This is a genomic window from Ruegeria sp. 6PALISEP08, from assembly GCF_001238295.1.
GTDB lineage: Bacteria > Pseudomonadota > Alphaproteobacteria > Rhodobacterales > Rhodobacteraceae > Ruegeria.
On the sequence record NZ_LGXZ01000004.1, the window covers coordinates 102,462 to 122,864 of the forward strand.

Sequence of the window (20,403 nt, forward strand, 5' to 3'; positions counted from 1 at the left end):
GACGATTTACTCTGCTGCGGCCTGCATTTCAGGTCCGCCGCTACGGATAGTCGCCAGCAATTCTTCGCGCCTTTTCGCAGCTTTGGCTTCGTTTTCCTGCAAAACAGGGCCAAATCCGCGGATGTCCAGTGGCAAACGGGCCAAGGCCGAAATCGCGTCACGTGTGTCCTGCGACACCATGGGCAACACGTCGCGCATGTCCTTTTCATACTGCCGGATCAAAGCACGCTCCATCCTGCGTTCAGATGAATACCCGAAGATGTCCAGCGGGGTGCCACGAAGCGCCTTCAATTTTGTCAGCAGTTTCAACGGGCCCAAGACGGATTCGCCGAACGCGCGCTTTTGGGGCCTGCCATTACTGGCCGATCCTCCGAAAACCGGCGGGGCAAGGTGGAAGGTCATCTTGAAGTTGCCATCAAACTCGGCAGCCGCCTTTTCCCGACTGGTCAGCAGAAGGCGCGCAACTTCGTATTCATCCTTGTAGGACAACAACTTGTGATAGCCCTTTGCTACCGCTTCACGTACCTCGGCATCCTCTACACTGTCCACCAGTTTGCGATAGCGCTTAGCCAGCCGGGCGCTTTGGTATTCAGTCAGATGCTGAGCACGGAAATCGATAATCTGGTCCAGCGTTTTGGGCATCTCTGCCACGGCTGGGGACAGAATGGACTGTACTTCTTCTGGATGCAGTATCGCCCAACGACCGATATCAAACGCACGCTTGTTTCGTTCGACAGCGGTTCCGTTCAACTCGATGGCATCAAAGATCGCCTGATAGCTGACGGGCAACAACCCGCGCTGCCACGTCGCGCCAAAGATCATCATGTTGGAATAGATCGAATCCCCCATCACAGCGCGCGCCAGATCGGTGGCATCGAACAAAGAGACGCCTTCTTTCATTCGCGCCTGCAACGCCAGTTCCAACTGATCGGCAGGAATGCGGAATTCGGTATCACGCGTGAAATCACCGGTGACCGTTTCATGGCTGTTCACGACGGCGCCGGTACGTCCGCTGCGCGTCAAACCCAAGGTCTTGGCTCCGGCTGAAACCACCAAATCACCGCCGATCAGCGCATGGGCTTCGCCAGTCGCGACACGGATGGCACTGATATCATCGGGGCTGTTGGCCAGACGGCAATGAATGTGGACTGCGCCACCCTTTTGCGCCAAGCCCGCCATTTCCATCATACCCGCGCCTTTGCCGTCAATCTGGGCGGCCTGCGCAAGGATTGCACCCAGGGTTACAACACCCGTACCACCTACACCCGTAATCACGACGTTATGGGTTCCACGGATCTCGGGCAGATCGGGCATTGGCAGATCAGGCAGGTCGATTTCGGTCGTCGCCTCTTTACGGATTTTCGCGCCCTCAAGGGTTACAAAAGAAGGGCAAAAGCCGTTCAGGCACGAAAAATCCTTGTTGCAGCTTGACTGATCGATGGCCCGCTTACGGCCCAGCTCGGTTTGTTTCGGCACGATCGACACACAGTTGGACTGCACACCGCAATCGCCACAGCCTTCGCATACATCGGTGTTGATGAACACCCGCTTGTCGGGATCGGGGAATGTACCGCGCTTGCGGCGGCGGCGCTTTTCGGCGGCGCAGGTTTGAACATAAACGATGACCGAAACACCCTCGATCTCGCGAAACTTCTCCTGCACCTGCATTAGGTCGGCTCGCTCGAATGTCTGAACGCTGGCGGGCAAAGCCTTAAAGTTGACGTCTTCCTTTTCGTCATAAACCAGAGCCACCTCTCGGACACCCATTGCCTTGACCTCGGCAACGATCCGTTCGGCAGTCAGGTCACCTTCATTGTCCTGCCCGCCGGTCATGGCGACAGCGTCGTTGAACAGGATCTTGAAGGTGATGTTGGTACCTGCGGACAACGCCGCCCGGATCGCCTGAACGCCCGAATGGTTGTACGTGCCATCGCCAAGGTTCTGGAACACGTGCTTGGTTGTCGAAAACGGTGCCTCGCCGATCCAGTTCGCGCCTTCCCCACCCATTTGCGTGAATCCGGTCGTCTCGCGATCCATCCACTGAACCATGTAGTGACAGCCGATACCGGCATAGGCGCGGCTGCCGTCGGGCACCTTGGTTGAGCTGTTGTGCGGACAGCCCGAGCAGAAATACGGAAGTCGCGTTGCGATTTCCTGTGCGTTGTCAGCCCTGCGTGCCTCGGACAACGATGCCAGCCCGGCCCGAATACCATCGGTTTCGCGCCCCTCTTCAATCAGGATCTCGCCGAGCTTTTCGGCGATCATGATCGGATCCAGCGCGCCGCGCGTCGGGAACAGTTCTTCCCTGTGCAAAGTCCCGGCCCCACCCTTGTACCAACCATAGACCCGACGGCCGCGCCGGTCGTCAAAGATTGCCTCCTTAACCTGAACCTCGATCAACTTGCGCTTTTCCTCGACGATCACGATCAGGTCCAGCCCTTCAGCCCAATCGTGGAACCCCGCCATATCCAAGGGGAAAGTCTGCCCTACCTTGTATGTGGTGATCCCCAGCCTTTCGGCCTCGGATTCATCGATGTTCAGAAGGGACAGACCATGTATCAGATCCAGCCAGTTCTTGCCTGCTGCGACAAAGCCGATCTTGGCACCGGATTTGCCCCACATCCGTTTGTCGAGCTTATTGGCATGTGAAAACGTCTCAGCCGCGAACCGTTTGTAGTCGATGACGCGCGTTTCTTGCAGATGTGGTGTATCGCCCAAACGAATGTTCAATCCGCCTTCCGGCATATCAAATTCAGGCACAACAACGCGCATCCGGTCCGGGCTGCCATCCACGACCGAAGTGACCTCGATCGTGTCTTTCATCGTCTTCAAACCGACCCAGACGCCGGCAAAACGGCTGAGCGCGAAGCCATAAATGCCGTAATCCAGGATTTCCTGAACGCCAGCGGGGCTGACGATAGGCATATACATGTCGACCAGCGACCATTCGGATTGATGCAGAACGGTCGAGCTTTCGCCAGTATGGTCATCGCCCATTGCCATAAGAACGCCACCATGCTGGGCCGTACCCGCCATGTTTGCGTGGCGCAAGACGTCGCCGGACCGGTCAACCCCTGGACCTTTTCCGTACCAAAGCCCGAAAACCCCGTCGAACTTGCCATCCCTGCGCAATCCAGCCTGCTGACTGCCCCAAAGCGCAGTGGCAGCCAGATCTTCGTTCAACCCGAACTGAAACGTGACATCGTTTTCGGTAAGTGGCTTTTGGGCCCGCATCATCTGCTGGTCAACAGCCCCAAGGGGTGATCCCCGATACCCGGTAACAAGGCCTGCTGTGTTCAGGCCCGCCTGTCGATCTCTGGCCTTTTGCATCAGCATTAACCGGACCAGCGCCTGAGTTCCGTTCAAAAGAACGGGGTTTTTCTCAAGATCGAACCGGTCGTTTAGCGTTATCTGTGCCTGACTCATCAGACGTCTCCCCTCGTCAGATCAGTGTGCTTCATCTCAATTCATTTTAGGTCATAATTTCTGACCTGTATAGGATTTATCCACTGATAAGTAACGATTTCACCCTTTGAATGTAGAACTTGTCACCCCTTTCATATAGGCGTTCAAATGGATAACGAAAGTTGCGGCGATGGATTGGGACAAGCTTAGAATATTTCACGCAGTGGCCGATGCAGGCAGCCTCACACACGCCGGGGACAAGCTCAACTTGTCTCAATCCGCCGTGAGCCGACAGATCCGAGCGTTGGAAGAATCGCTGGATGCCACCCTTTTTCACCGTCATGCGCGGGGGCTGATTCTCACCGAACAGGGTGAACTGCTGTTCGACGCCACATCCGCCATGTCAAAAAGACTGGACGCCGCAGCCGCGCGCATTCGCGACAGCGAAGAAGAGGTCTTTGGCGTCCTGCGGGTTACGACGACATTTGGCTTCGGCACGCTTTGGCTGGCCCCGCGCCTGCCTAAACTGTACGAGCAATACCCCGATCTGAACATCGACCTGATGCTGGAAGAGCGTGTTCTGGACCTTCCGATGCGCGAAGCCGATGTCGCCATTCGGATGAAAGAACCCAGCCAAGCGGATCTGGTGCGCAAACGCCTGATGACTGTTCATATGATGCTTTATGCGACACAGGATTACATCGAAACGCATGGCGGAATGCTGCAATCTTTGGACGAGATTAAGGACCACCGCCTGATCTGCCAAACCCCCGCCGCACCACAGGTTGGCGCCAGTGCGGCCATGGTACGTCATTTGATGACCTACAATCCCGGGTCACTGCTGACAGTGAACAACTATTTTGGTGTGCTCCAAGGCGTCCTGCACAATTTGGGCATTGGGGTTTTGCCGGATTACGTCACACAAGACTTTCCGCACCTCGTACCCATACTTTCAGACATCGAAACCGCAGACGTCCCGGTCTATTTGGCTTATCCCGAAGAGCTGCGACATTCAAAACGCGTTGGCGCCTTCCGTGACTTCGTTCAGGACGAGATCATTGCCCAACGTAAACAATTGAAAAAAATGGGAAAACTTTAGCTATGCACCCATAGCATATCGGGCATGAGGTCTTAGCAGCGTTAAATTCCTTGAACGTACACAAACTGCCCCCTAAATCAGCAATCGAAGGCGATGATGCCGAAACGCTCATCATCTTCATACCTCCCTGTTGGACTACGGCCGAGCTTATTGCTCGGCCTTTTTTTTGCCCAAGGCTCCGCATTAAGTCAGCGAAAGTTCTGGGAAAAATACACGCATAAGCATATGATCCCAAAAAAACGAAACAATTTCGTGTTCGAGGGAAAATCCATGCTCCAACCACTCCGCCTCTTGTTGGCGATTGTCTCCGCTTTATTTTTAGCGGTACCGCTATATGCGCAAGACACCGGCACAACGTCTACAGTGACCATTCCAGAAGACCTGACACCCGAACAGGTCGACGATCTGGTTGCGCGCATGTCCGATGACCAGGTGCGCGCGATTCTTTTGGAACGGCTGGATGCAGTTGCAGAAGAACATGCGGCTGAAAAAGCGGACGTGGAAGACCCGCTGACCGAAATAAGCGAGATCTGGACCGAGATGGTCTCGTCCTGGACACATGTTCTGACCACGCTTCCCAACATCGTCACAGCGCAGATTACCGCGTTCAGCAACTTTAGTGACACGTTCGGAACGACCGGCGTGTTTACACTGTTCGGGCTTATCCTCTCGGTGCTGATTGTGGGTTTCATAGCTGAAAAGCTGTTCATATTCCTGACCCGTCGTTGGCATGAAGCGACGGAAGTCTCGGATGAGGGCGACCTTTGGGGCGCAGTCAGTTATCTATTCCGCCGGTTTTGCCGCGAAATCGCCGGGTTGATCGTTTTCTATGTTGTCATAAGGGCAGTTGGCCGTGGTTTACTGACGCCTGAACAAATCACCTATGCCGCTCCGTTTGTCTTCTACCTGATATGGATTCCGCGCTTGGGAGCAGCAGCGTCACGCTTTGTTTTGGCACCGGAGAAACCGCAACTCCGGCTGGTCAACATTGACGACCATTGGGCGAAATACCTGTACCGCAACCTCATCGGCCTGTTGATACTGATCGGCTTCACGCTGTTTGTCGTTCGCTTCAACGCGCTCAATGGTGTCACGGGTGATGATACCCGTATTGGCTTCTGGCTGAACGCAGCAATCCACATCTACATCGCGGTTATCGCATGGACCGCCCGCGAAGGACTGTCTCAGATGATGCTGGGTACGGACCCGGATCATACGAAGTTCGACAAGGAAGTCGCGCACTATTACCCCTATTTTGCCATCGGCGTTTCGGTGGCAATCTGGCTTCTGGTCGAGTTTCTGGTTGCACAGCGCGATCCATCGACATTGAGGTTGCTAACCAGCGGCGCGCATTTCACAACCATGTTCTGGTTGTTGATAGCCCCCGCGCTCGACACACTGATCCGTGGATTGGTGCGCCATTTGCAGCCCCCTATGTCTGGCGAAGGCCCTCTGGCTGAACGCGCCTACCGTTCTGCGAAACGCAGTTACATTCGGATTGGCCGCGTTATCGCGGGACTGATCGTGGTGTTCATGATCGCGCGCACCTGGCAACTTGATCTGCGTAACGTTGCTTCGGCTGGTGTCAGTGCCGAAGTTGGCGGTGCTGTCATCGAATTCCTGCTGATCATCGCCGTTGGCTATATCTTGAACGAGGTCGTCTCGTTGTGGATCAACCGTCGATTGGCAAGGGAACAAACTGCGGCCGAGGAGCTGGACGAAGAAGCAGGCGGTGAAGGCGGCGGTGCCGGTGGGTCTCGTCTGGCGACTGTTTTGCCCCTGATGCGGATAACGGCCCAGATCACAATTGCCGTGATTTTTGGCCTGCTGGCACTGGGTGCATTAGGCATCAACATCACGCCGCTGCTGGCCGGTGCCGGTGTTCTGGGTCTGGCTATCGGCTTTGGCGCGCAGAAGCTGGTCGCTGATATCGTGGGCGGGGTATTCTTCCTGATCGACGATGCCTTCCGCGTTGGAGAATATGTCGACGTCGGCGGCACGATGGGAACGGTCGAGAAGATCTCGGTTCGCTCGATGCAGCTGCGTCACCATCGAGGTGCTGTGCATACGATCCCGTATGGTGAGATTCAGAAGCTGACAAACTTCAGCCGTGACTGGGTTATCATGAAGCTGAAATTCACCGTGCCGTTTGATACCGACCCTAACAAGGTCAAGAAGATCTTCAAGAAGATCGGTGCCGAGATGATGGCCGACGAGACCCACAAGGATGGCTTTCTGCAACCCTTCAAATCGCAGGGCGTGTTCGACTTCGACGATGTCGGCATGATCATCCGCGGCAAGTTCATGGCCAAGCCCGGAAAGCAATTCACACTGCGCAAGGAAATCTTCAACCGGGTCAAGGCAGCCTTCAAGGAAAACGGCATCGACTTTGCCCGCCGTGAGGTGCGTGTTGCGATGCCGGGGCAGGAAGAAGCCGAAAACCTGAGCCCGGAACAGAAGGCCGCTGTAGGTGCCGCAGCCGCAGCTCAACTCAACAAAGATCAGGGGTCAGCGTAACCTACGCGGTTTACGCCTTCAATTTGCGCCAGTACTGCGGTGCATTCCTTCGGAACCGGCAGTGATGCCGGTTCCGTTTTTCTTTGAAAGAAGCAACCTGCGCCGTCTTGACCCTTTCCACGGGCGCGCCCTTGCCCTACAACGCGCGCAATCTCGGCCCACTTGGACACAGGACAGAAGATGCAAGAGCCCGCCATCACACCCGATCTGATTGCTGCACATGGGCTCAAGCCCGCGGAATACGACATGATCCTCGAGATCATCGGGCGTGAACCGACCTTCACTGAACTGGGCATCTTCTCGGCCATGTGGAACGAGCATTGCTCGTACAAATCGTCCAAGAAATGGCTGCGCACTCTGCCAACATCCGGCCCTCAGGTGATTTGTGGCCCCGGCGAAAACGCAGGCGTTGTTGACATTGGCGACGGGCAAGCGGTTGTTTTCAAAATGGAAAGCCACAACCACCCGTCTTACATCGAACCTTATCAGGGTGCGGCGACCGGCGTAGGCGGCATCCTTCGCGATGTTTTCACCATGGGCGCACGCCCAATCGCGTCCATGAACGCGCTGTCTTTCGGTGAACCCGGTCACCACAAAACCCGCCAGCTGGTGAACGGTGTGGTCGAAGGCATCGGCGGTTACGGCAACTGCTTTGGCGTGCCGTGCGTTGGCGGCGAAGTCCGGTTCCATCCGGCCTATAACGGCAACTGCCTGGTGAATGCTTTTGCAGCGGGTCTGGCTGACAGTGACAAGATTTTCTATTCGGCAGCGTCCGGCGTCGGGATGCCCGTGGTCTATCTGGGCGCCAAAACCGGCCGTGACGGCGTGGGCGGCGCAACCATGGCGTCTGCCGAATTCGACGACACCATCGAAGAAAAGCGCCCAACCGTTCAGGTTGGCGACCCCTTCACCGAAAAACGCCTGATGGAAGCAACGCTGGAGCTTATGCAGACCGGCGCCGTGATCTCGATCCAGGACATGGGCGCGGCGGGCCTGACCTGTTCTGCCGTGGAAATGGGCGACAAGGGTGGTCTGGGCGTACGCCTCGATCTGGAAAACGTGCCTCAGCGCGAAGAAAACATGACAGCTTATGAGATGATGCTATCGGAATCTCAGGAACGGATGCTGATGGTCCTCAAGCCCGAACTTGAAACCGAGGCCCGCGCTGTTTTTGAAAAATGGGATCTGGACTTTGCCATCGTTGGAGAGACGATTGCCGACGACCGCTTTCTGATCATGCATAATGGAGAGGTGAAAGCGGACCTCGTCCTGTCCAAGCTCTCCTCCACCGCGCCGGAATATGACCGCCCGTGGGAACCGACACCCGCGGCGGAAGAGCTGTCCGAAGTGCCGCAAATCGACCCGATCGACGGGCTGCGCGCCCTGCTCTCTTCTCCCAACTACGCAGGCAAGCAGTGGGTGTACGAGCAGTATGATACCATGGTGATGGCCGACAGCGCCCGCACGCCCGGTCTGGGCGCTGGCATGGTGCGCGTCCACGGCACCGACAAGGTGCTGGCTTTCACGTCAGACGTGACACCACGCTATGTGCGCGCTAACCCGGTCGAAGGTGGCAAACAAGCCGTGGCCGAAGCCTATCGCAACCTGACCGCTGTTGGGGCCAAGCCGCTGGCCACCACCGACAACCTGAATTTCGGCAACCCCGAAAAGCCTGAAATCATGGGCCAGTTCGTTGGTGCCGTTCAAGGCATTGGCGCGGCGGTCGGCGCGTTGGATATGCCCATCGTATCGGGCAACGTCTCACTTTATAATGAAACGGATGGTCAGGCGATACTGCCCACGCCGACCATCGGCGCGGTCGGCCTGCTGAACCATGCGGACGAGATTATCGGAAATGAAGTCCGCGAGGGCCACGTGGCTCTGGTCATCGGCGAAACCAAGGGCCATCTAGGTCAATCCGCCCTACTGGCCGAGGTGTTCAACCGCGAAGACGGTGATGCGCCGCATGTCGATCTGAGCGCGGAACAGCGTAACGGCGACTTCATTCGCGCCAATCGCGAGATGATCAAAGCCTGCACCGACCTTGGCGATGGTGGTCTTGCATTGGCCGCCTTTGAATTGGCCGAAGCGGCTGGTGTTGGCGTTCATCTCGACGACGCGCCGACCGAATTCCTGTTTGGCGAAGATCAGGCGCGTTATCTGGTCGCCTGCAACTTTGATCAGGCAGAGGCACTTATGATTGCCGCCGGTCAGACCGGTGTGCCGCTGTTTTCGGTTGGTCGCTTCACCGGTGATGCGGTGAAAATCGGCGGCTCGGAAGCTTCGCTGGATGAACTGACGGCGGTTTTCCGCAGCAGCTTTGCCGAGGCCGTCGCCTAACAACGCGACACAAAAGCCAATCGAAACCCGCGTCTTGTTCCGACGCGGGTTTCGTTGTTTTTGAATGTGCTCGTGCTCTTGCGCGCCCGGTTCATGCGCTCTACATCTTGGGAAAGACCTTCTGGAGTTACATACATGCCGATGAGCACCCACGAAATCGAACACCTGCTGCGCGAAGCCTTTCCTGATGCTGAGATTCAGGTCGGCGGTCAGGACGGTGTTCATATGTCTGCCATGGTGGTGGACGAGAGCTTTCGCGGCAAAAACCGGGTGCAACAGCAACGCGCGGTTTATGCAGCGTTAAAGGGCAAGATGGATGGCCCGGATGGAGAGTTGCACGCACTGGCGTTAACGACAAAAGTGCCTGAATGAACGCATCTTTCTGGATATATGGCACTCGCGGGTTGATAACCCTGATTGGCTGCTTCGCCATAATTAAGTCCGCTATAAATCCAAAACACACTGACAAAATACGCGGTGTGAAACCCGGTCAGGGCGATCAGTTAATAGATCATGGAACTGTGCTTGGTGGCGGAGGCGGCCATGTAACCGTTTCGAGGGTCACGCGAGACCCACAAGAATACGCCAAAGCAATGGCTCTGAAGACATGAACAACTGGCTCATCTGGGTAGGCGGAATAGCAACATTGATAGTTGCCGCCGCTCTGATCGAAGCCTATGTGAAGCGCAACAGAAGTCGTAAACTCGCCGACATGCGTCCCGACCCAGACAAACTCAGCAAAGTCGGCGGTATCGAACGCTATGGACTTGATCCGCTGGCCTTGGCGCAGGCTGAGCACCGGCGGCTGGAAGAAGAAGAAGGATGGGTGCCCGACCCATCAAGGAACGAAACGACCGCCCCGAATGCGGGTGAAGAGGAAAAGCAAGATGAGCGACGTTAAAACTCAGATCGACGAAACCGTCAAAGCCAACGACGTGGTACTGTACATGAAAGGCACCAAAGAGATGCCACAGTGCGGGTTCTCGTCGCGCGTGGCCGGCGTGCTGAACTACATGGGCGTTGAATATGCCGATGTGAACGTTCTCGCTGACGAAGACATCCGTCAGGGCATCAAGGATTATTCTGACTGGCCAACCGTGCCGCAGCTTTATGTCAAAGGAGAGTTCGTCGGTGGTTGCGACATCATCACCGAGATGACTCTGTCGGGTGAACTGGACACTCTGTTTGACGAGAACGGTGTCGGCTACAACAAAGACGCAGCCGACAAAATCCGTGAAGCAAACGCCTAAGCCAACCTATCGGCTGGAACAGTTCTGATAGATCACCTGCTCATTGGCGGCACCTGCCGCCGAGTAGCTGATCGACGCGTTCCAGCCTTTTGAACGCAGGATATACGTTCCCTCACCGCCGGTGGATTGATAGCGGATACCTGATCCGCTTTCCACCTGGCGCATGGCGACCAGAGTGTTGTCCACCATTGTCGCCGCCGCGCCTGAGCCATCGGTTGCATTGAAATAGCTCACAGGCAATGGAACTCCGTTTTCACAGGTGAACGTGACCGACAATATGTCGATCTCTGCCAAGGCGGACGATGCAGGCAATGCCAGCGCGGCCGCAAACAAGATCTTTCGCACCATCGTTGTTATGCCTTCTTTTCTTCGACAACTGCGGCCAGGGCTTCTGCCCGCGCCGCCAGTTCCGCCAATGTATCTGTGACAGAGGGCGGCACCACCGCCACTTCGACCCGTTCAGGTTCCGGTGCCGGAGCGTTCCGAAGGCTCTGTAGTGTCGCCTCAACCTCGGCCAGCTTCGCCTCCAGCGATTTCACTTTGTCTTCCGTTGCCGCCGTCCTGTCGGCTAGCATGAGGCCGGCCATCAAAAGCATACGGGATTCAGGCATCCGACCGATCTGATCGGACAACACCTGGGCTTCATCGTCCAGCATTTTGGCTGCGGAATGCAGAAAAGGCTCCTCACCGTCCTGACACGAGACGTCAAAGCCGCGACCGCCGATATTAATGGTCACTTCGGGCATTACTCCACCTCACCTTCTACAAGTTTCGCTTGCGACAGCAGCGGCTCAAGGCGCGCAAGAACGGCCTGCGCTTCGGCCGCGTCCGAGGCTTGCGCGGCCCGTGTGGCCTCAAGCTCGGCGACTGTGGCCCGGTTCAGAAGTTCCGCATCTGTCACCCCGTCAGTTGCCGCCGCCCGTAATTCGTCAACCGCATTGCGCAACTGTTCGTTTGCCTTGCGCATACGTTGCAGATCGTCATCCAGACGCGACATCGCAGCGCCATGGCTGGCGCGTTCGGCCCGCAGCATCTCCAGCTCGGCGCTCAGGTCGTCGACCCGCACGGTGTCTTCCAACTCGGCCTTGAGCCGGTTGTTTTCTGCTTCTACGGCCTTCGCCTGATCCAGCATCCCGCGCAATTGTTCCAGTTCGGCCCTTAACGGTTCGGGATCTTCAAGCGCGTCAAAGTCCGCCCGCATCCGTTCGTTTTCGGCCTTCAAAGTTTCAAGCTCGGTGCTGTTGTCCAACGCCGCCTTGGCTTCGGCCAGTTCGGCACGTGCAGCTTCCACCGAAGCGATCTTGACACGGGCTTCCTCTAGCTCGGTGCGTAGCGCGTCAGTTTCTTCGGTGTCAGACGGAGCCGCTCGCAACTCTTCAAGATCAGCACGCAAGCCATCCATCTGCTGTTCGTGCTGCTGTTTCAGGGATTTCAGCCGTTCCTGAAGCTGTGCGTTGGCGACGCGTTCATCCTCAAGCGCAGTCTGAAGCCCCTCATCCGGCCCGGTGTCCCCGGGTGCAGCACCCAATGCCTCGACTCCCACGCCAATGCGGTCCATCGCGGAAATAATACGGTGCTGTAACTCTTCTATCTGGCTCATGCCCCTGTCACCTCTTTATCAAGGTTCATTCTGTTTCGATGCGATCCGAATCAAAACCGAATCCCGCCTGCAGACAGTCTAACGGAATGCGACAGAAAATACCCACTGTTTGCTTTCAACCACTTGAGCCCCGCTCTTCATGCATTGCGGCCCGATTCACCCCAGTTCTACTTGCACTTTGGGTGTTGGATGGTATTGAGCCCGCAATCTGCTTCAAACCCAAAGGAACAACGCCCGTGGACCTGACTGCGCTGCGCAAAGCCAACCCCGAACACTGGGACAAAGCTGCGGCCATCCGCACCCTGACCCTTGATGCCGTCGCGGCGGCAAATTCCGGCCATTCCGGTATGCCGATGGGCATGGCCGATGTCGCGACCGTGCTGTTCGAAAAACACCTGAAATTCGACGCCTCAAACCCAAGCTGGCCCGATCGCGATCGCTTCATCCTGTCCGCTGGTCACGGCTCGATGTTGGTCTATTCGCTGCTGTATCTCACCGGCCACGCTGACGTGACCCTGAACGAGATCAAGAATTTCCGTCAGTTGGGCGCAAAAACTGCGGGCCACCCGGAAAACTTCCTGATCAACGGTGTTGAAACCACCACCGGCCCGCTGGGCCAAGGTATCTCGAACGCTGTGGGCTTTGCCATGGCCGAGGAAGTCCAACGCGCGCATTACGGCAAGAAAGTTGTCGATCACTATACCTACGTCATTGCAGGCGACGGCTGCCTGATGGAAGGCGTCAGCCAAGAGGCGATCACGCTTGCTGGTCGTCACGAGTTGAGCAAATTGGTCGTCTTTTGGGACAACAACAATATCACCATCGACGGCACCGTTGATATTGCAGACCGCACCGATCAGGTCCGCCGTTTTGCGGCCTCGGGCTGGCATGTGATTGAGGTTGACGGCCACGATCCAAAAGCCATTGACGCGGCTATTATCGACGCGAAGAAATCCAGCAAGCCGACCATGATCGCGTGTGAAAGCCACATTGCACTGGGTCACGCAGCGCAAGATACGTCGAAAGGCCATGGCGCGCTGACAGATCAGGATCAACTGAAGGCGGCAAAAGAAGCCTATGACTGGCCTCATGACGCGTTCGAAGTGCCTGCCAGCGTGAAGTCCGCTTGGGAAGCCATCGGCGCCCGCGGTGCTGTCGAGCGTGCCGCCTGGGAAGAGCGTTTCGCACAATTGTCTGAACGCAAGCAGGCCGAGTTCAACCGCGCTTATGCGTTTGAAGCCCCCAAGAAACTGGCCGGTGCCATTCGCGCGTTCAAAAAGCAGATGTCGGAAGACCAGCCGAAGCTGGCCACCCGCGCCTCGTCTGAAAAGGTTCTGAACGTCGTCAACCCGATCATGACCGAAACCGTCGGCGGTTCCGCTGACCTGACCGGATCGAACAACACCAAATCAGCCGATATGGGCGTGTTTCTGCCGGAAAACCGCAAGGGCCGTTACATCCACTATGGGATCCGCGAACACGGTATGGCCGCTGCGATGAACGGCATGGCGCTGCATGGCGGCATCCGCCCCTATGGCGGTACATTCATGGCCTTCACCGACTATGCCCGCCCGTCGATGCGTCTGGCGGCGCTGATGAAAGTGCCTTCTGTCTTTGTGATGACCCATGACTCCATCGGTCTGGGCGAAGACGGCCCGACCCACCAGCCGGTCGAACACCTGGCAATTTCACGCGCGACGCCGAACACCTTTGTGTTCCGCCCCGCCGACACGATTGAAACCGCCGAAGCGTGGGAACTGGCTTTGACCTTCAAAGACAGCCCATCGGTCCTGTCGCTGACCCGTCAGGGCGTGCCGACCGTACGGACCCAGCACAAAACCAAGAACCTTGTCGCTAAGGGTGCGTATGTTCTGGCCGAAGCTGAAGGCAAGCGTCAGGCCATCCTGATCGCCACCGGGTCCGAGGTGTCTTTGGCCATGGAAGCCAAAGCAACGCTTGAAGCGGAAGGCATCGGAACCCGCGTCGTTTCCATGCCCTGCATGGAACTGTTCGCGCAGCAGGATGAAGCTTATCGTAAGCGCGTTCTGCCCGCCGGTCCTGTCCGCGTTGGTATCGAAGCCGCTGTCCGAGCCGGAGGCTGGGATCGCTGGTTGCTGGGCGAACGCGGGCGTGAGGCCAAGGCTGGGTTTATCGGCATGTCAAGCTTTGGTGCCTCGGCCCCGGCGGGCGAGCTTTACAAGCATTTCGGCATCACCGCCGAGGCAACCGTTGCCAAGGTAAAAGACCTGCTGGCTCTGTAATACAGACCCAGTTGATCGAGCAAAGGGCGGCCATGGCCGCCCTTTTCATTTGGGTTCAGCGTTAACCCCAAGCTTGAGTGCGTCATAGGCCTTCAGAGCGTAATCCTAACGCAACTCATACCGTCCTTGCACCACCACTTTCTCAGAGGCTTGCAAACCGAGGCAAGACAACGCCTGGCGAAGATGTGTTCCAGATAGCGGAACATAAGTGGCCGATTGCCCCACCAAAGCGTTGTAGAAGCGTCCCCCGAACCAATTACTACGCTTCTGCGCCTTTAACGCGGTATCAATACGAAAATGCAAGAAACCATACAGCTCCGATTCATCGAATGGGACTTCGTCGGCCGCAACACTCAAAGCAGATAGAATTGAGGATCTGCCGTTTAATCCGCGCGTGCCGACTATTCGAATAAGCGGGCCATTGATCGTCGTGCACAGACGATAACAGGTCAACTCAATGTTTCGCCTTCTTGTTTAACAGTGGTGAAATGATCCGGGTCGCAACCGGGATCAACACCAGCCCCCAGGCCAGACCAAACACGCCATCCATGGTGGCCTTGGACATCCATTTAACCGCCCCGGCCCACTGCTCGGACACCGAATGCCCGATTGCGTTAGCCCAGTCGTAGATATGATGGCCCAGCCATCCAAAGCCCAGCACTTCCAATCCGTGGATGATGATCGATCCACCCACCCACAGCATCGCTGCGGTTCCGACAATTGACAGCGTTTTCATTACGCCGGGCATCGCCTTGACCAGACCACGGCCAAGGCCGCGACCAATCGGTGTTGGCGCGTTCTGTGCAAGATACAGCCCCACGTCATCCATTTTCACGATCAGTGCAACCGAACCATAAACGGCCACCGTAACCCCGATTCCGACGACGGCCAGCGTCGCGGCCTGCATCCACAAATTGGGGGCCTCAATCGCGGCTAAGGCAATCGTCATGATCTCAGCCGATAGAATAAAGTCCGTTTTGATCGCACCCTTGACCTTTTGTTCCTCGAGGTGTCCGGGGTCCCGGACGTCCATGTCTTTTTCGATGGCGTGACTGCCGTGCGGGAATAAGACATGAAATATCTTCTCAGCCCCTTCAAAGCAAAGATATGACCCACCAAGCATCAGCAAAGGGGTGATCAGCCATGGCGCGAAATTGGCCAGCAACAGAGCCACCGGCAGCAGCAATACGATCTTGTTGAACACCGACCCTCGCGCGATGCGCCAAATGATCGGCAATTCGCGCGCGGGCGCAAATCCCTGAACGTATTTCGGAGTGACCGCTGCGTCATCAATGATAACACCCGCTGTTTTCGCCCCGGCCTTGCCCGCCGCCGCAACCACATCGTCGACCGAGGCTGCCGCCACCTTTGCGATCCCAGCCACATCGTCCAATAGGGCCAACAGTCCGCTCATCGCGTGTCCTTTCCCGTCACCTGTCGCACCCGGACCCTACCTGATCTCTCAGCTAGCGCAAGCGTTAGCGCAATCGCGTGAGGTTTGCGCTAACACCTTAAAAATATACCTCTTTTGCCCTTTTGAGATTCCCGTTTCGCAGCTATATGGCCCTCAACGCAAGCGCATCAGGAGACATCAAATGACCATCAAGGTCGGTATCAATGGTTTTGGCCGCATTGGCCGCTGCACCTTGTCGCACATCGCCGCTTCGGGGCGCAACGACATCGAAGTGATCAAAGTCAACGCCACCGGCCCACTGGAAACCTCGGCGCACCTGTTGAAGTATGACAGCGTTCACGGGCGTTTCCCTCGCGAAGTTTCCGTTGATGGCAACACCATGGATCTGGGCCGTGGCCCGATGCAGATGTTCTCAACCTACGACATGACCGAGCTGGACTGGGAAGGCTGCGACGTCGTTCTGGAATGCACTGGTAAATTCAATGACGGGACCAAGGCGAAAACCCATCTTGAGCGAGGCGCAGGCAAGGTTTTGCTGTCGGCCCCTGGTAAGAATGTCGACAAAACCATCGTCTTCGGCGTGAACCACAACACTCTGACTGCCAATGACAACATGGTGTCGAACGGCTCTTGCACCACCAACTGCCTGGCCCCGCTGGCCAAGGTGCTGGACGAAGGTGTCGGTATCGAACACGGCATCATGACCACCATCCACGCCTATACCGGAGACCAGCCCACGCTGGATCGTCGCCACAGCGACCTTTACCGCGCACGCGCTGCAGCGATGTCGATGATCCCGACCTCGACCGGTGCGGCCAAAGCACTGGGTGAGGTTCTGCCGAATCTGAAGGGCCGTCTGGACGGTTCCGCAATCCGCGTCCCTACCCCGAATGTCTCGGCTGTGGATCTGACCTTCCGCGCCTCGCGTGACACGTCGACAGCGGAAATTAACGCCATCGTTGAAGAGGCCGCCAAGGGCCCGATGCAGCGCGTTCTGGGATATGAGCCCGCACCGCTGGTGTCGACCGACTTCAATCATACCGAAGAAAGCTCGATATTCGCACCGGATCAGACCCGCGTGGTCGACGACCGCATGGTCCGCGTTCTGGCCTGGTACGACAATGAATGGGGCTTCTCGGTCCGCATGGCCGACGTTGCTGTTGCGATGGGCCGTCTTAACTGACCCTTCGGACTTCGCTTGTACCTTAATGCCCGCTCAGGTTATCTGGGCGGGTATTTTTGTTCGGAACGGCCATGACCAATCAAATCGCCATCTGGCTCGGCGTCCTTCTGCTTGGGGGCGTGATGCTGGACATGACCCTGTATAACGGCGATCACCTGCTATTCCTTGCCAAGAAGCTTTACGAATTTTTGGACTGGCTCGCCTTCTGGCGCTAATTGAGGTTTTTCTTGACTCTTTTGTTGATCTGGAGTTGTTAGCGCTAACTCATCTTATAGAGATATTTCGACGGAGCAGACCATGACCTTGAAACTCGCGATCAACGGATTTGGACGGATTGGGCGCGGGGTTTTGCGCGCTGTGATGGAAAGTGGCCGCACGGACGTAGAGATCGTGGCCATCAACGATCTGGGCAAGCCGGACATGAACGCACATCTGTTCGAGTTCGACAGCGTGCATGGCCGTTATCCCAACCCGGTAACACTCAGCGATGCAGGTCTGGATGTGGGCCTTAGACCGATCCGACTGACCAGTGAACGTAACCCCGAGGATCTGCCCTGGTCTGATATTGATGTCGTTCTGGAATGCACCGGTGTGTTCCGCACCCGTGAAGCCGCTGAGCGTCACTTCAAGAACGGATCAAAAAAGGTTCTGATCTCGGCCCCGGCCCGCGGCGACGGTAACGTGAAAACCGTCGTGTTTGGCGTAAACGATCATGAACTGACCGCCGAAGATCTGGTTGTATCGAACGCATCCTGCACCACCAACTGTCTTTCGCCAGTCGCGGCCGCCCTGGATGCTGGGCTTGGCATCAAGCACGGCAACATGACCACAGTTCACGCATATACCGCCAGCCAGCCGGTACAGGATCTGGTCGGAAAAGACCCTTACCTGTCGCGCGCTGCTGCGTTGTCGATGATCCCCACCACAACCGGCGCGGCCGCAGCCGTCGGTCTGGTTCTGCCGCAACTGCAAGGCAAGCTGACGGGTCAGGCGATCCGGGTCCCGACCCCGAATGTCTCGGTCGTCGATTTGGTGGCCGAAGTTTCGCGCCCTACCACTGAAGAAGAAGTAAACCAGTTGTTCATCGATGCCGCTGCCAAAATCCCCGGCGTGTTGGCCGCGGAAAGCCGCCCGTTGGTGTCCATAGATTTCAACCACGACCCGCACAGTTCGACTGTGTCGTTGGCCGAAACTAAAGTCACTGATGGCACGCTGGTACGCGTACTGGCCTGGTATGACAATGAATGGGGCTTCTCGAACCGGATGCTGGACACAGCCGCCGCGATGGGCTGCCTAGCCTAGCCGTTCTTTCAATGCGGTGTTGACGCGGGGCGTGACGAATTTCGACACGTCCCCGTTCAATCGGGCAATTTCCTTGACCAGCTTCGAGGCAATCGCCTGATGCCGGGCCTCCGCCATCAAAAAGACGGTTTCAATCGAATCGTCCAAAGCACGGTTCATGCCAACCATCTGAAATTCGTATTCGAAATCAGCGACCGCACGCAAGCCACGCACAATGATCTGCGCCCCAACGTCGCGTGCACAATCAATCAGCAGGTTTTCAAAGGGATGCGCGATGATCTCGGTTCCAGTCTGCTCCGAAAGTTGGGCGCATTCGGCTTCGATCATGGCCACGCGCTCTTCCAACGAAAACAGAGGGCCCTTGTCCCGGTTGATGGCGACGCCAATGACCAATTTATCCACCAAAGCTGCCGCTCGACGGATGATATCGATATGTCCCATTGTGATGGGATCAAAGGTTCCAGGATACAAACCAACCCGCATCGCGCCCTCCTGCGCAACAAAATTTCTGCGCAAGCAAACATAACTTTGCTGCAGGTGCAAGTGATTGCTGCGGCAACCCTTGCCGTTAGTGCCCCATTATCATGCCTTCCAAAGCATCTTTTTCCATGGCCAGTTCGGCCAACTGTGCCTTCACGACATCGCCAAGTGTGACAATGCCGACAAGCTTCCCGTCTTCCACCACCGGCATATGTCGAAACCGCCCTTCGGTCATCCGGGACATGATGTCTTCGACCGTCGCCTGACGGGTCGTCGTGACAAGTTCCTGCGTCATGTAAGACTTGACTGGCTGGTTCAGGCAGCCACTGCCACTGCCCGCCAGTTCGCGGACAATGTCACGCTCGGACAGGATGCCGGATGCGGTTTCCCCACCGTCTTCGGAAATCACGACTGTTCCGATCCGCTTCTCCGCAAGAATCTTCGATACCTCCGAGACCGTCGCCGTTGGCGCAACCGTCACAACACCGTCTGTCGCTTTGGACTTCAGGATGGCCTGTACAAGCATGAAGAATACCTCCGGAAATAATGACACTTATTCCAAAGCGTTGCGCGATTGCTGCGACCTGTCAAGCGTCGGTCCCTGCTTCCAAACGAAGCACTTCCTCGCGAATGCCGCGTGTCAGGGCATCTGCGAAGCGGTTCAACCGTTCGTTGCGCTGATCTCCCTCATGCCGAACAAGATAGAAACTACGCGTCAAACTCACTTGATCCGTCAGGATTTTCTGAAGCCCCGGATGAAACGGCAACGTGAAATCATGGGCGACACAAACGCCCGTTCCCAACGTAACCTGGCGCAATTGAACCGAGACCGAGTTCGATGCAAGCGCGACACGGTCAATACCAATGTCGTTCAGGTAATCCAGTTCTCGGTCGAAGATCATGTCTGGGATGTAGCCGATCCACCTGTGCCCCTTCAGGTCTGTGACAGATTGGATCGGTCCATGCCGTCTCAGATAGTCTTCGGTTGCAACCATGTGCAATTTGTAATCGCTGACTTTCTTGACCAGCAGTCGCCCTGCTGTCGGCGCACTGACCGTCAACGCCATATCCGCCTCACGCCGGGACAGGTTGATCACCCGAGGCAGCGCAAGAATCTGAATGTCCAGATCAGGGTTCGCATCGCTGATTTTCGCACAGACCTGCGGCAAAAGGTAATTGGCGCTGCCATCCGGTGCGCCGATCCTGATTTGCCCACTCAGCGATCTTGTCGACCCGGCCACGGCCCCGGCAGCGGCGCGTATCGCCTCTTCGGCGTGCAGCCCATGTTCCAAAAGCCGTTGCCCCGCTGGAGTCAAAACATAGCCCTGCTGCGATTTGGTGAACAGAATCGAATCCAAAGTGGATTCCAGCCGGGCCACGCGACGCCCAACAGTGGCGGGATCGATTTTCAGGACACGACCAGCAGAAGACAGGCTTTCTTCCCGCGCGACGGCCAGAAAGATTCGCATATCGTCCCAGTTTGGGGTCATTTCTTTCCTTTTGCATTTTTGCAAAGCTCCTTTGAGACATTGCCTCTGTTCGCGGGATTTCT

General features: G+C 56.7%; 18 protein-coding genes. 10 read left to right on the forward strand and 8 right to left on the reverse strand.

Annotated features, from left to right (window positions below; translation table 11 throughout):
• Positions 1-6: 6 nt before the first annotated feature.
• Positions 7-3,426: an indolepyruvate ferredoxin oxidoreductase family protein gene (locus tag ALB80_RS07675; protein WP_050603468.1), complete on the reverse strand. Its 3,420-nt coding sequence runs from the start codon at positions 3,424-3,426 to the stop codon at positions 7-9.
• Between the two features lie 169 nt (positions 3,427-3,595).
• Here ALB80_RS07675 and ALB80_RS07680 point away from each other — a divergent pair, with 169 nt between their 5' ends.
• The 6 genes from ALB80_RS07680 to grxD all read left to right on the forward strand — a co-directional run bounded on the left by ALB80_RS07680 (position 3,596) and on the right by grxD (position 10,611).
• Positions 3,596-4,504, forward strand: a complete 909-nt coding sequence (locus tag ALB80_RS07680) for a LysR family transcriptional regulator (RefSeq protein WP_050603469.1) — start codon at positions 3,596-3,598, stop codon at positions 4,502-4,504.
• A 270-nt stretch (positions 4,505-4,774) separates the two neighbouring features.
• A complete protein-coding gene (locus ALB80_RS07685; protein ID WP_050603663.1) occupies positions 4,775-7,021 on the forward strand; it encodes a mechanosensitive ion channel family protein in 2,247 nt (748 codons plus the stop codon).
• A 180-nt stretch (positions 7,022-7,201) separates the two neighbouring features.
• Entirely contained in the window at positions 7,202-9,361 is a 2,160-nt protein-coding gene (gene purL, locus ALB80_RS07690) for a phosphoribosylformylglycinamidine synthase subunit PurL (RefSeq protein ID WP_050603470.1), read from the forward strand.
• Positions 9,362-9,496: 135 nt separating this feature from the next.
• Positions 9,497-9,733, forward strand: a complete 237-nt coding sequence (locus ALB80_RS07695) for a BolA/IbaG family iron-sulfur metabolism protein (protein WP_050603471.1) — start codon at positions 9,497-9,499, stop codon at positions 9,731-9,733.
• A 235-nt stretch (positions 9,734-9,968) separates the two neighbouring features.
• The gene (locus ALB80_RS07705; RefSeq protein WP_050603473.1) at positions 9,969-10,262 is read left to right on the forward strand and encodes a hypothetical protein; all 294 of its coding nucleotides are present in this window, start codon (positions 9,969-9,971) and stop codon (positions 10,260-10,262) included.
• Positions 10,249-10,611: a Grx4 family monothiol glutaredoxin gene (grxD, locus tag ALB80_RS07710; protein ID WP_050603474.1), complete on the forward strand. Its 363-nt coding sequence runs from the start codon at positions 10,249-10,251 to the stop codon at positions 10,609-10,611. The genes ALB80_RS07705 and grxD overlap by 14 nt, the downstream gene beginning before the upstream one ends.
• A gap of 6 nt (positions 10,612-10,617) precedes the next feature.
• Here the strand turns inward: grxD and ALB80_RS07715 are convergent, their stop codons facing one another.
• The 3 genes from ALB80_RS07715 to ALB80_RS07725 are packed head-to-tail and all read right to left on the reverse strand — an operon-like array spanning position 10,618 to position 12,211.
• Positions 10,618-10,959 carry an MliC family protein gene (locus ALB80_RS07715; protein WP_050603475.1) on the reverse strand — a complete coding sequence of 114 codons (342 nt, stop codon included), beginning with the start codon at positions 10,957-10,959 and terminating at the stop codon, positions 10,618-10,620.
• Between the two features lie 5 nt (positions 10,960-10,964).
• Complete coding sequence (locus ALB80_RS07720) at positions 10,965-11,357, reverse strand: cell division protein ZapA (RefSeq protein WP_050603476.1); 393 nt, start codon at positions 11,355-11,357, stop codon at positions 10,965-10,967.
• Positions 11,357-12,211, reverse strand: coding sequence for a hypothetical protein (locus ALB80_RS07725; RefSeq protein ID WP_050603477.1), 855 nt, complete (start codon positions 12,209-12,211; stop codon positions 11,357-11,359). Before ALB80_RS07725 ends, ALB80_RS07720 begins: the two co-directional genes overlap by 1 nt.
• A 236-nt stretch (positions 12,212-12,447) precedes the next feature.
• Between ALB80_RS07725 and tkt the strand changes: the two genes are divergently transcribed.
• Complete coding sequence (gene tkt, locus ALB80_RS07730) at positions 12,448-14,472, forward strand: transketolase (RefSeq protein ID WP_050603664.1); 2,025 nt, start codon at positions 12,448-12,450, stop codon at positions 14,470-14,472.
• A gap of 454 nt (positions 14,473-14,926) precedes the next feature.
• Here the strand turns inward: tkt and ALB80_RS07735 are convergent, their stop codons facing one another.
• The gene (locus ALB80_RS07735) at positions 14,927-15,886 is read right to left on the reverse strand and encodes a DUF808 domain-containing protein (protein WP_050603478.1); all 960 of its coding nucleotides are present in this window, start codon (positions 15,884-15,886) and stop codon (positions 14,927-14,929) included.
• 181 nt (positions 15,887-16,067) lie between these two features.
• On the opposite strand from ALB80_RS07735, the gene gap (ALB80_RS07740) reads away from it, so the two are divergent.
• The 3 genes from gap (ALB80_RS07740) (at position 16,068) to gap (ALB80_RS07750) (ending at position 18,371) form a co-directional block, all read left to right on the forward strand.
• The gene (gap, locus tag ALB80_RS07740) at positions 16,068-17,069 is read left to right on the forward strand and encodes a type I glyceraldehyde-3-phosphate dehydrogenase (protein WP_050603479.1); all 1,002 of its coding nucleotides are present in this window, start codon (positions 16,068-16,070) and stop codon (positions 17,067-17,069) included.
• A 71-nt stretch (positions 17,070-17,140) separates the two neighbouring features.
• The gene (locus ALB80_RS22385; protein ID WP_050603480.1) at positions 17,141-17,284 is read left to right on the forward strand and encodes a hypothetical protein; all 144 of its coding nucleotides are present in this window, start codon (positions 17,141-17,143) and stop codon (positions 17,282-17,284) included.
• 82 nt (positions 17,285-17,366) lie between these two features.
• Complete coding sequence (gap, locus tag ALB80_RS07750; RefSeq protein ID WP_050603481.1) at positions 17,367-18,371, forward strand: type I glyceraldehyde-3-phosphate dehydrogenase; 1,005 nt, start codon at positions 17,367-17,369, stop codon at positions 18,369-18,371.
• On the opposite strand, the gene coaD is transcribed toward gap (ALB80_RS07750), so the two are convergent.
• The 3 genes from coaD to ALB80_RS07765 all read right to left on the reverse strand — a co-directional run bounded on the left by coaD (position 18,363) and on the right by ALB80_RS07765 (position 20,341).
• On the reverse strand, positions 18,363-18,854 hold the full coding sequence (gene coaD, locus ALB80_RS07755) for a pantetheine-phosphate adenylyltransferase (RefSeq protein WP_050603665.1): 492 nt from the start codon (positions 18,852-18,854) through the stop codon (positions 18,363-18,365). The two genes, gap (ALB80_RS07750) and coaD, sit on opposite strands and share 9 nt — an antisense overlap.
• 85 nt (positions 18,855-18,939) lie before the next feature.
• The gene (locus ALB80_RS07760; protein ID WP_050603482.1) at positions 18,940-19,377 is read right to left on the reverse strand and encodes a CBS domain-containing protein; all 438 of its coding nucleotides are present in this window, start codon (positions 19,375-19,377) and stop codon (positions 18,940-18,942) included.
• A 61-nt stretch (positions 19,378-19,438) separates the two neighbouring features.
• On the reverse strand, positions 19,439-20,341 hold the full coding sequence (locus ALB80_RS07765; protein ID WP_050603483.1) for a LysR family transcriptional regulator: 903 nt from the start codon (positions 20,339-20,341) through the stop codon (positions 19,439-19,441).
• Positions 20,342-20,403 lie beyond the last annotated feature (62 nt).

Coding starts and splice junctions, on each gene's coding strand:
- ALB80_RS07735 (WP_050603478.1), bottom strand. CDS start 15,886: ATGAGCGGACTGTTGGCCCTATTGGACGATGTGGCTGGGATCGCAAAG.
- grxD (WP_050603474.1), top strand. CDS start 10,249: ATGAGCGACGTTAAAACTCAGATCGACGAAACCGTCAAAGCCAACGAC.
- ALB80_RS07725 (WP_050603477.1), bottom strand. CDS start 12,211: ATGAGCCAGATAGAAGAGTTACAGCACCGTATTATTTCCGCGATGGAC.
- gap (WP_050603479.1), top strand. CDS start 16,068: ATGACCATCAAGGTCGGTATCAATGGTTTTGGCCGCATTGGCCGCTGC.
- coaD (WP_050603665.1), bottom strand. CDS start 18,854: ATGCGGGTTGGTTTGTATCCTGGAACCTTTGATCCCATCACAATGGGA.
- ALB80_RS07675 (WP_050603468.1), bottom strand. CDS start 3,426: ATGAGTCAGGCACAGATAACGCTAAACGACCGGTTCGATCTTGAGAAA.
- ALB80_RS07705 (WP_050603473.1), top strand. CDS start 9,969: ATGAACAACTGGCTCATCTGGGTAGGCGGAATAGCAACATTGATAGTT.
- ALB80_RS07685 (WP_050603663.1), top strand. CDS start 4,775: ATGCTCCAACCACTCCGCCTCTTGTTGGCGATTGTCTCCGCTTTATTT.
- ALB80_RS07765 (WP_050603483.1), bottom strand. CDS start 20,341: ATGACCCCAAACTGGGACGATATGCGAATCTTTCTGGCCGTCGCGCGG.
- ALB80_RS07715 (WP_050603475.1), bottom strand. CDS start 10,959: ATGGTGCGAAAGATCTTGTTTGCGGCCGCGCTGGCATTGCCTGCATCG.
- purL (WP_050603470.1), top strand. CDS start 7,202: ATGCAAGAGCCCGCCATCACACCCGATCTGATTGCTGCACATGGGCTC.
- gap (WP_050603481.1), top strand. CDS start 17,367: ATGACCTTGAAACTCGCGATCAACGGATTTGGACGGATTGGGCGCGGG.
- ALB80_RS22385 (WP_050603480.1), top strand. CDS start 17,141: ATGACCAATCAAATCGCCATCTGGCTCGGCGTCCTTCTGCTTGGGGGC.
- ALB80_RS07760 (WP_050603482.1), bottom strand. CDS start 19,377: ATGCTTGTACAGGCCATCCTGAAGTCCAAAGCGACAGACGGTGTTGTG.
- ALB80_RS07680 (WP_050603469.1), top strand. CDS start 3,596: ATGGATTGGGACAAGCTTAGAATATTTCACGCAGTGGCCGATGCAGGC.
- ALB80_RS07695 (WP_050603471.1), top strand. CDS start 9,497: ATGCCGATGAGCACCCACGAAATCGAACACCTGCTGCGCGAAGCCTTT.
- ALB80_RS07720 (WP_050603476.1), bottom strand. CDS start 11,357: ATGCCCGAAGTGACCATTAATATCGGCGGTCGCGGCTTTGACGTCTCG.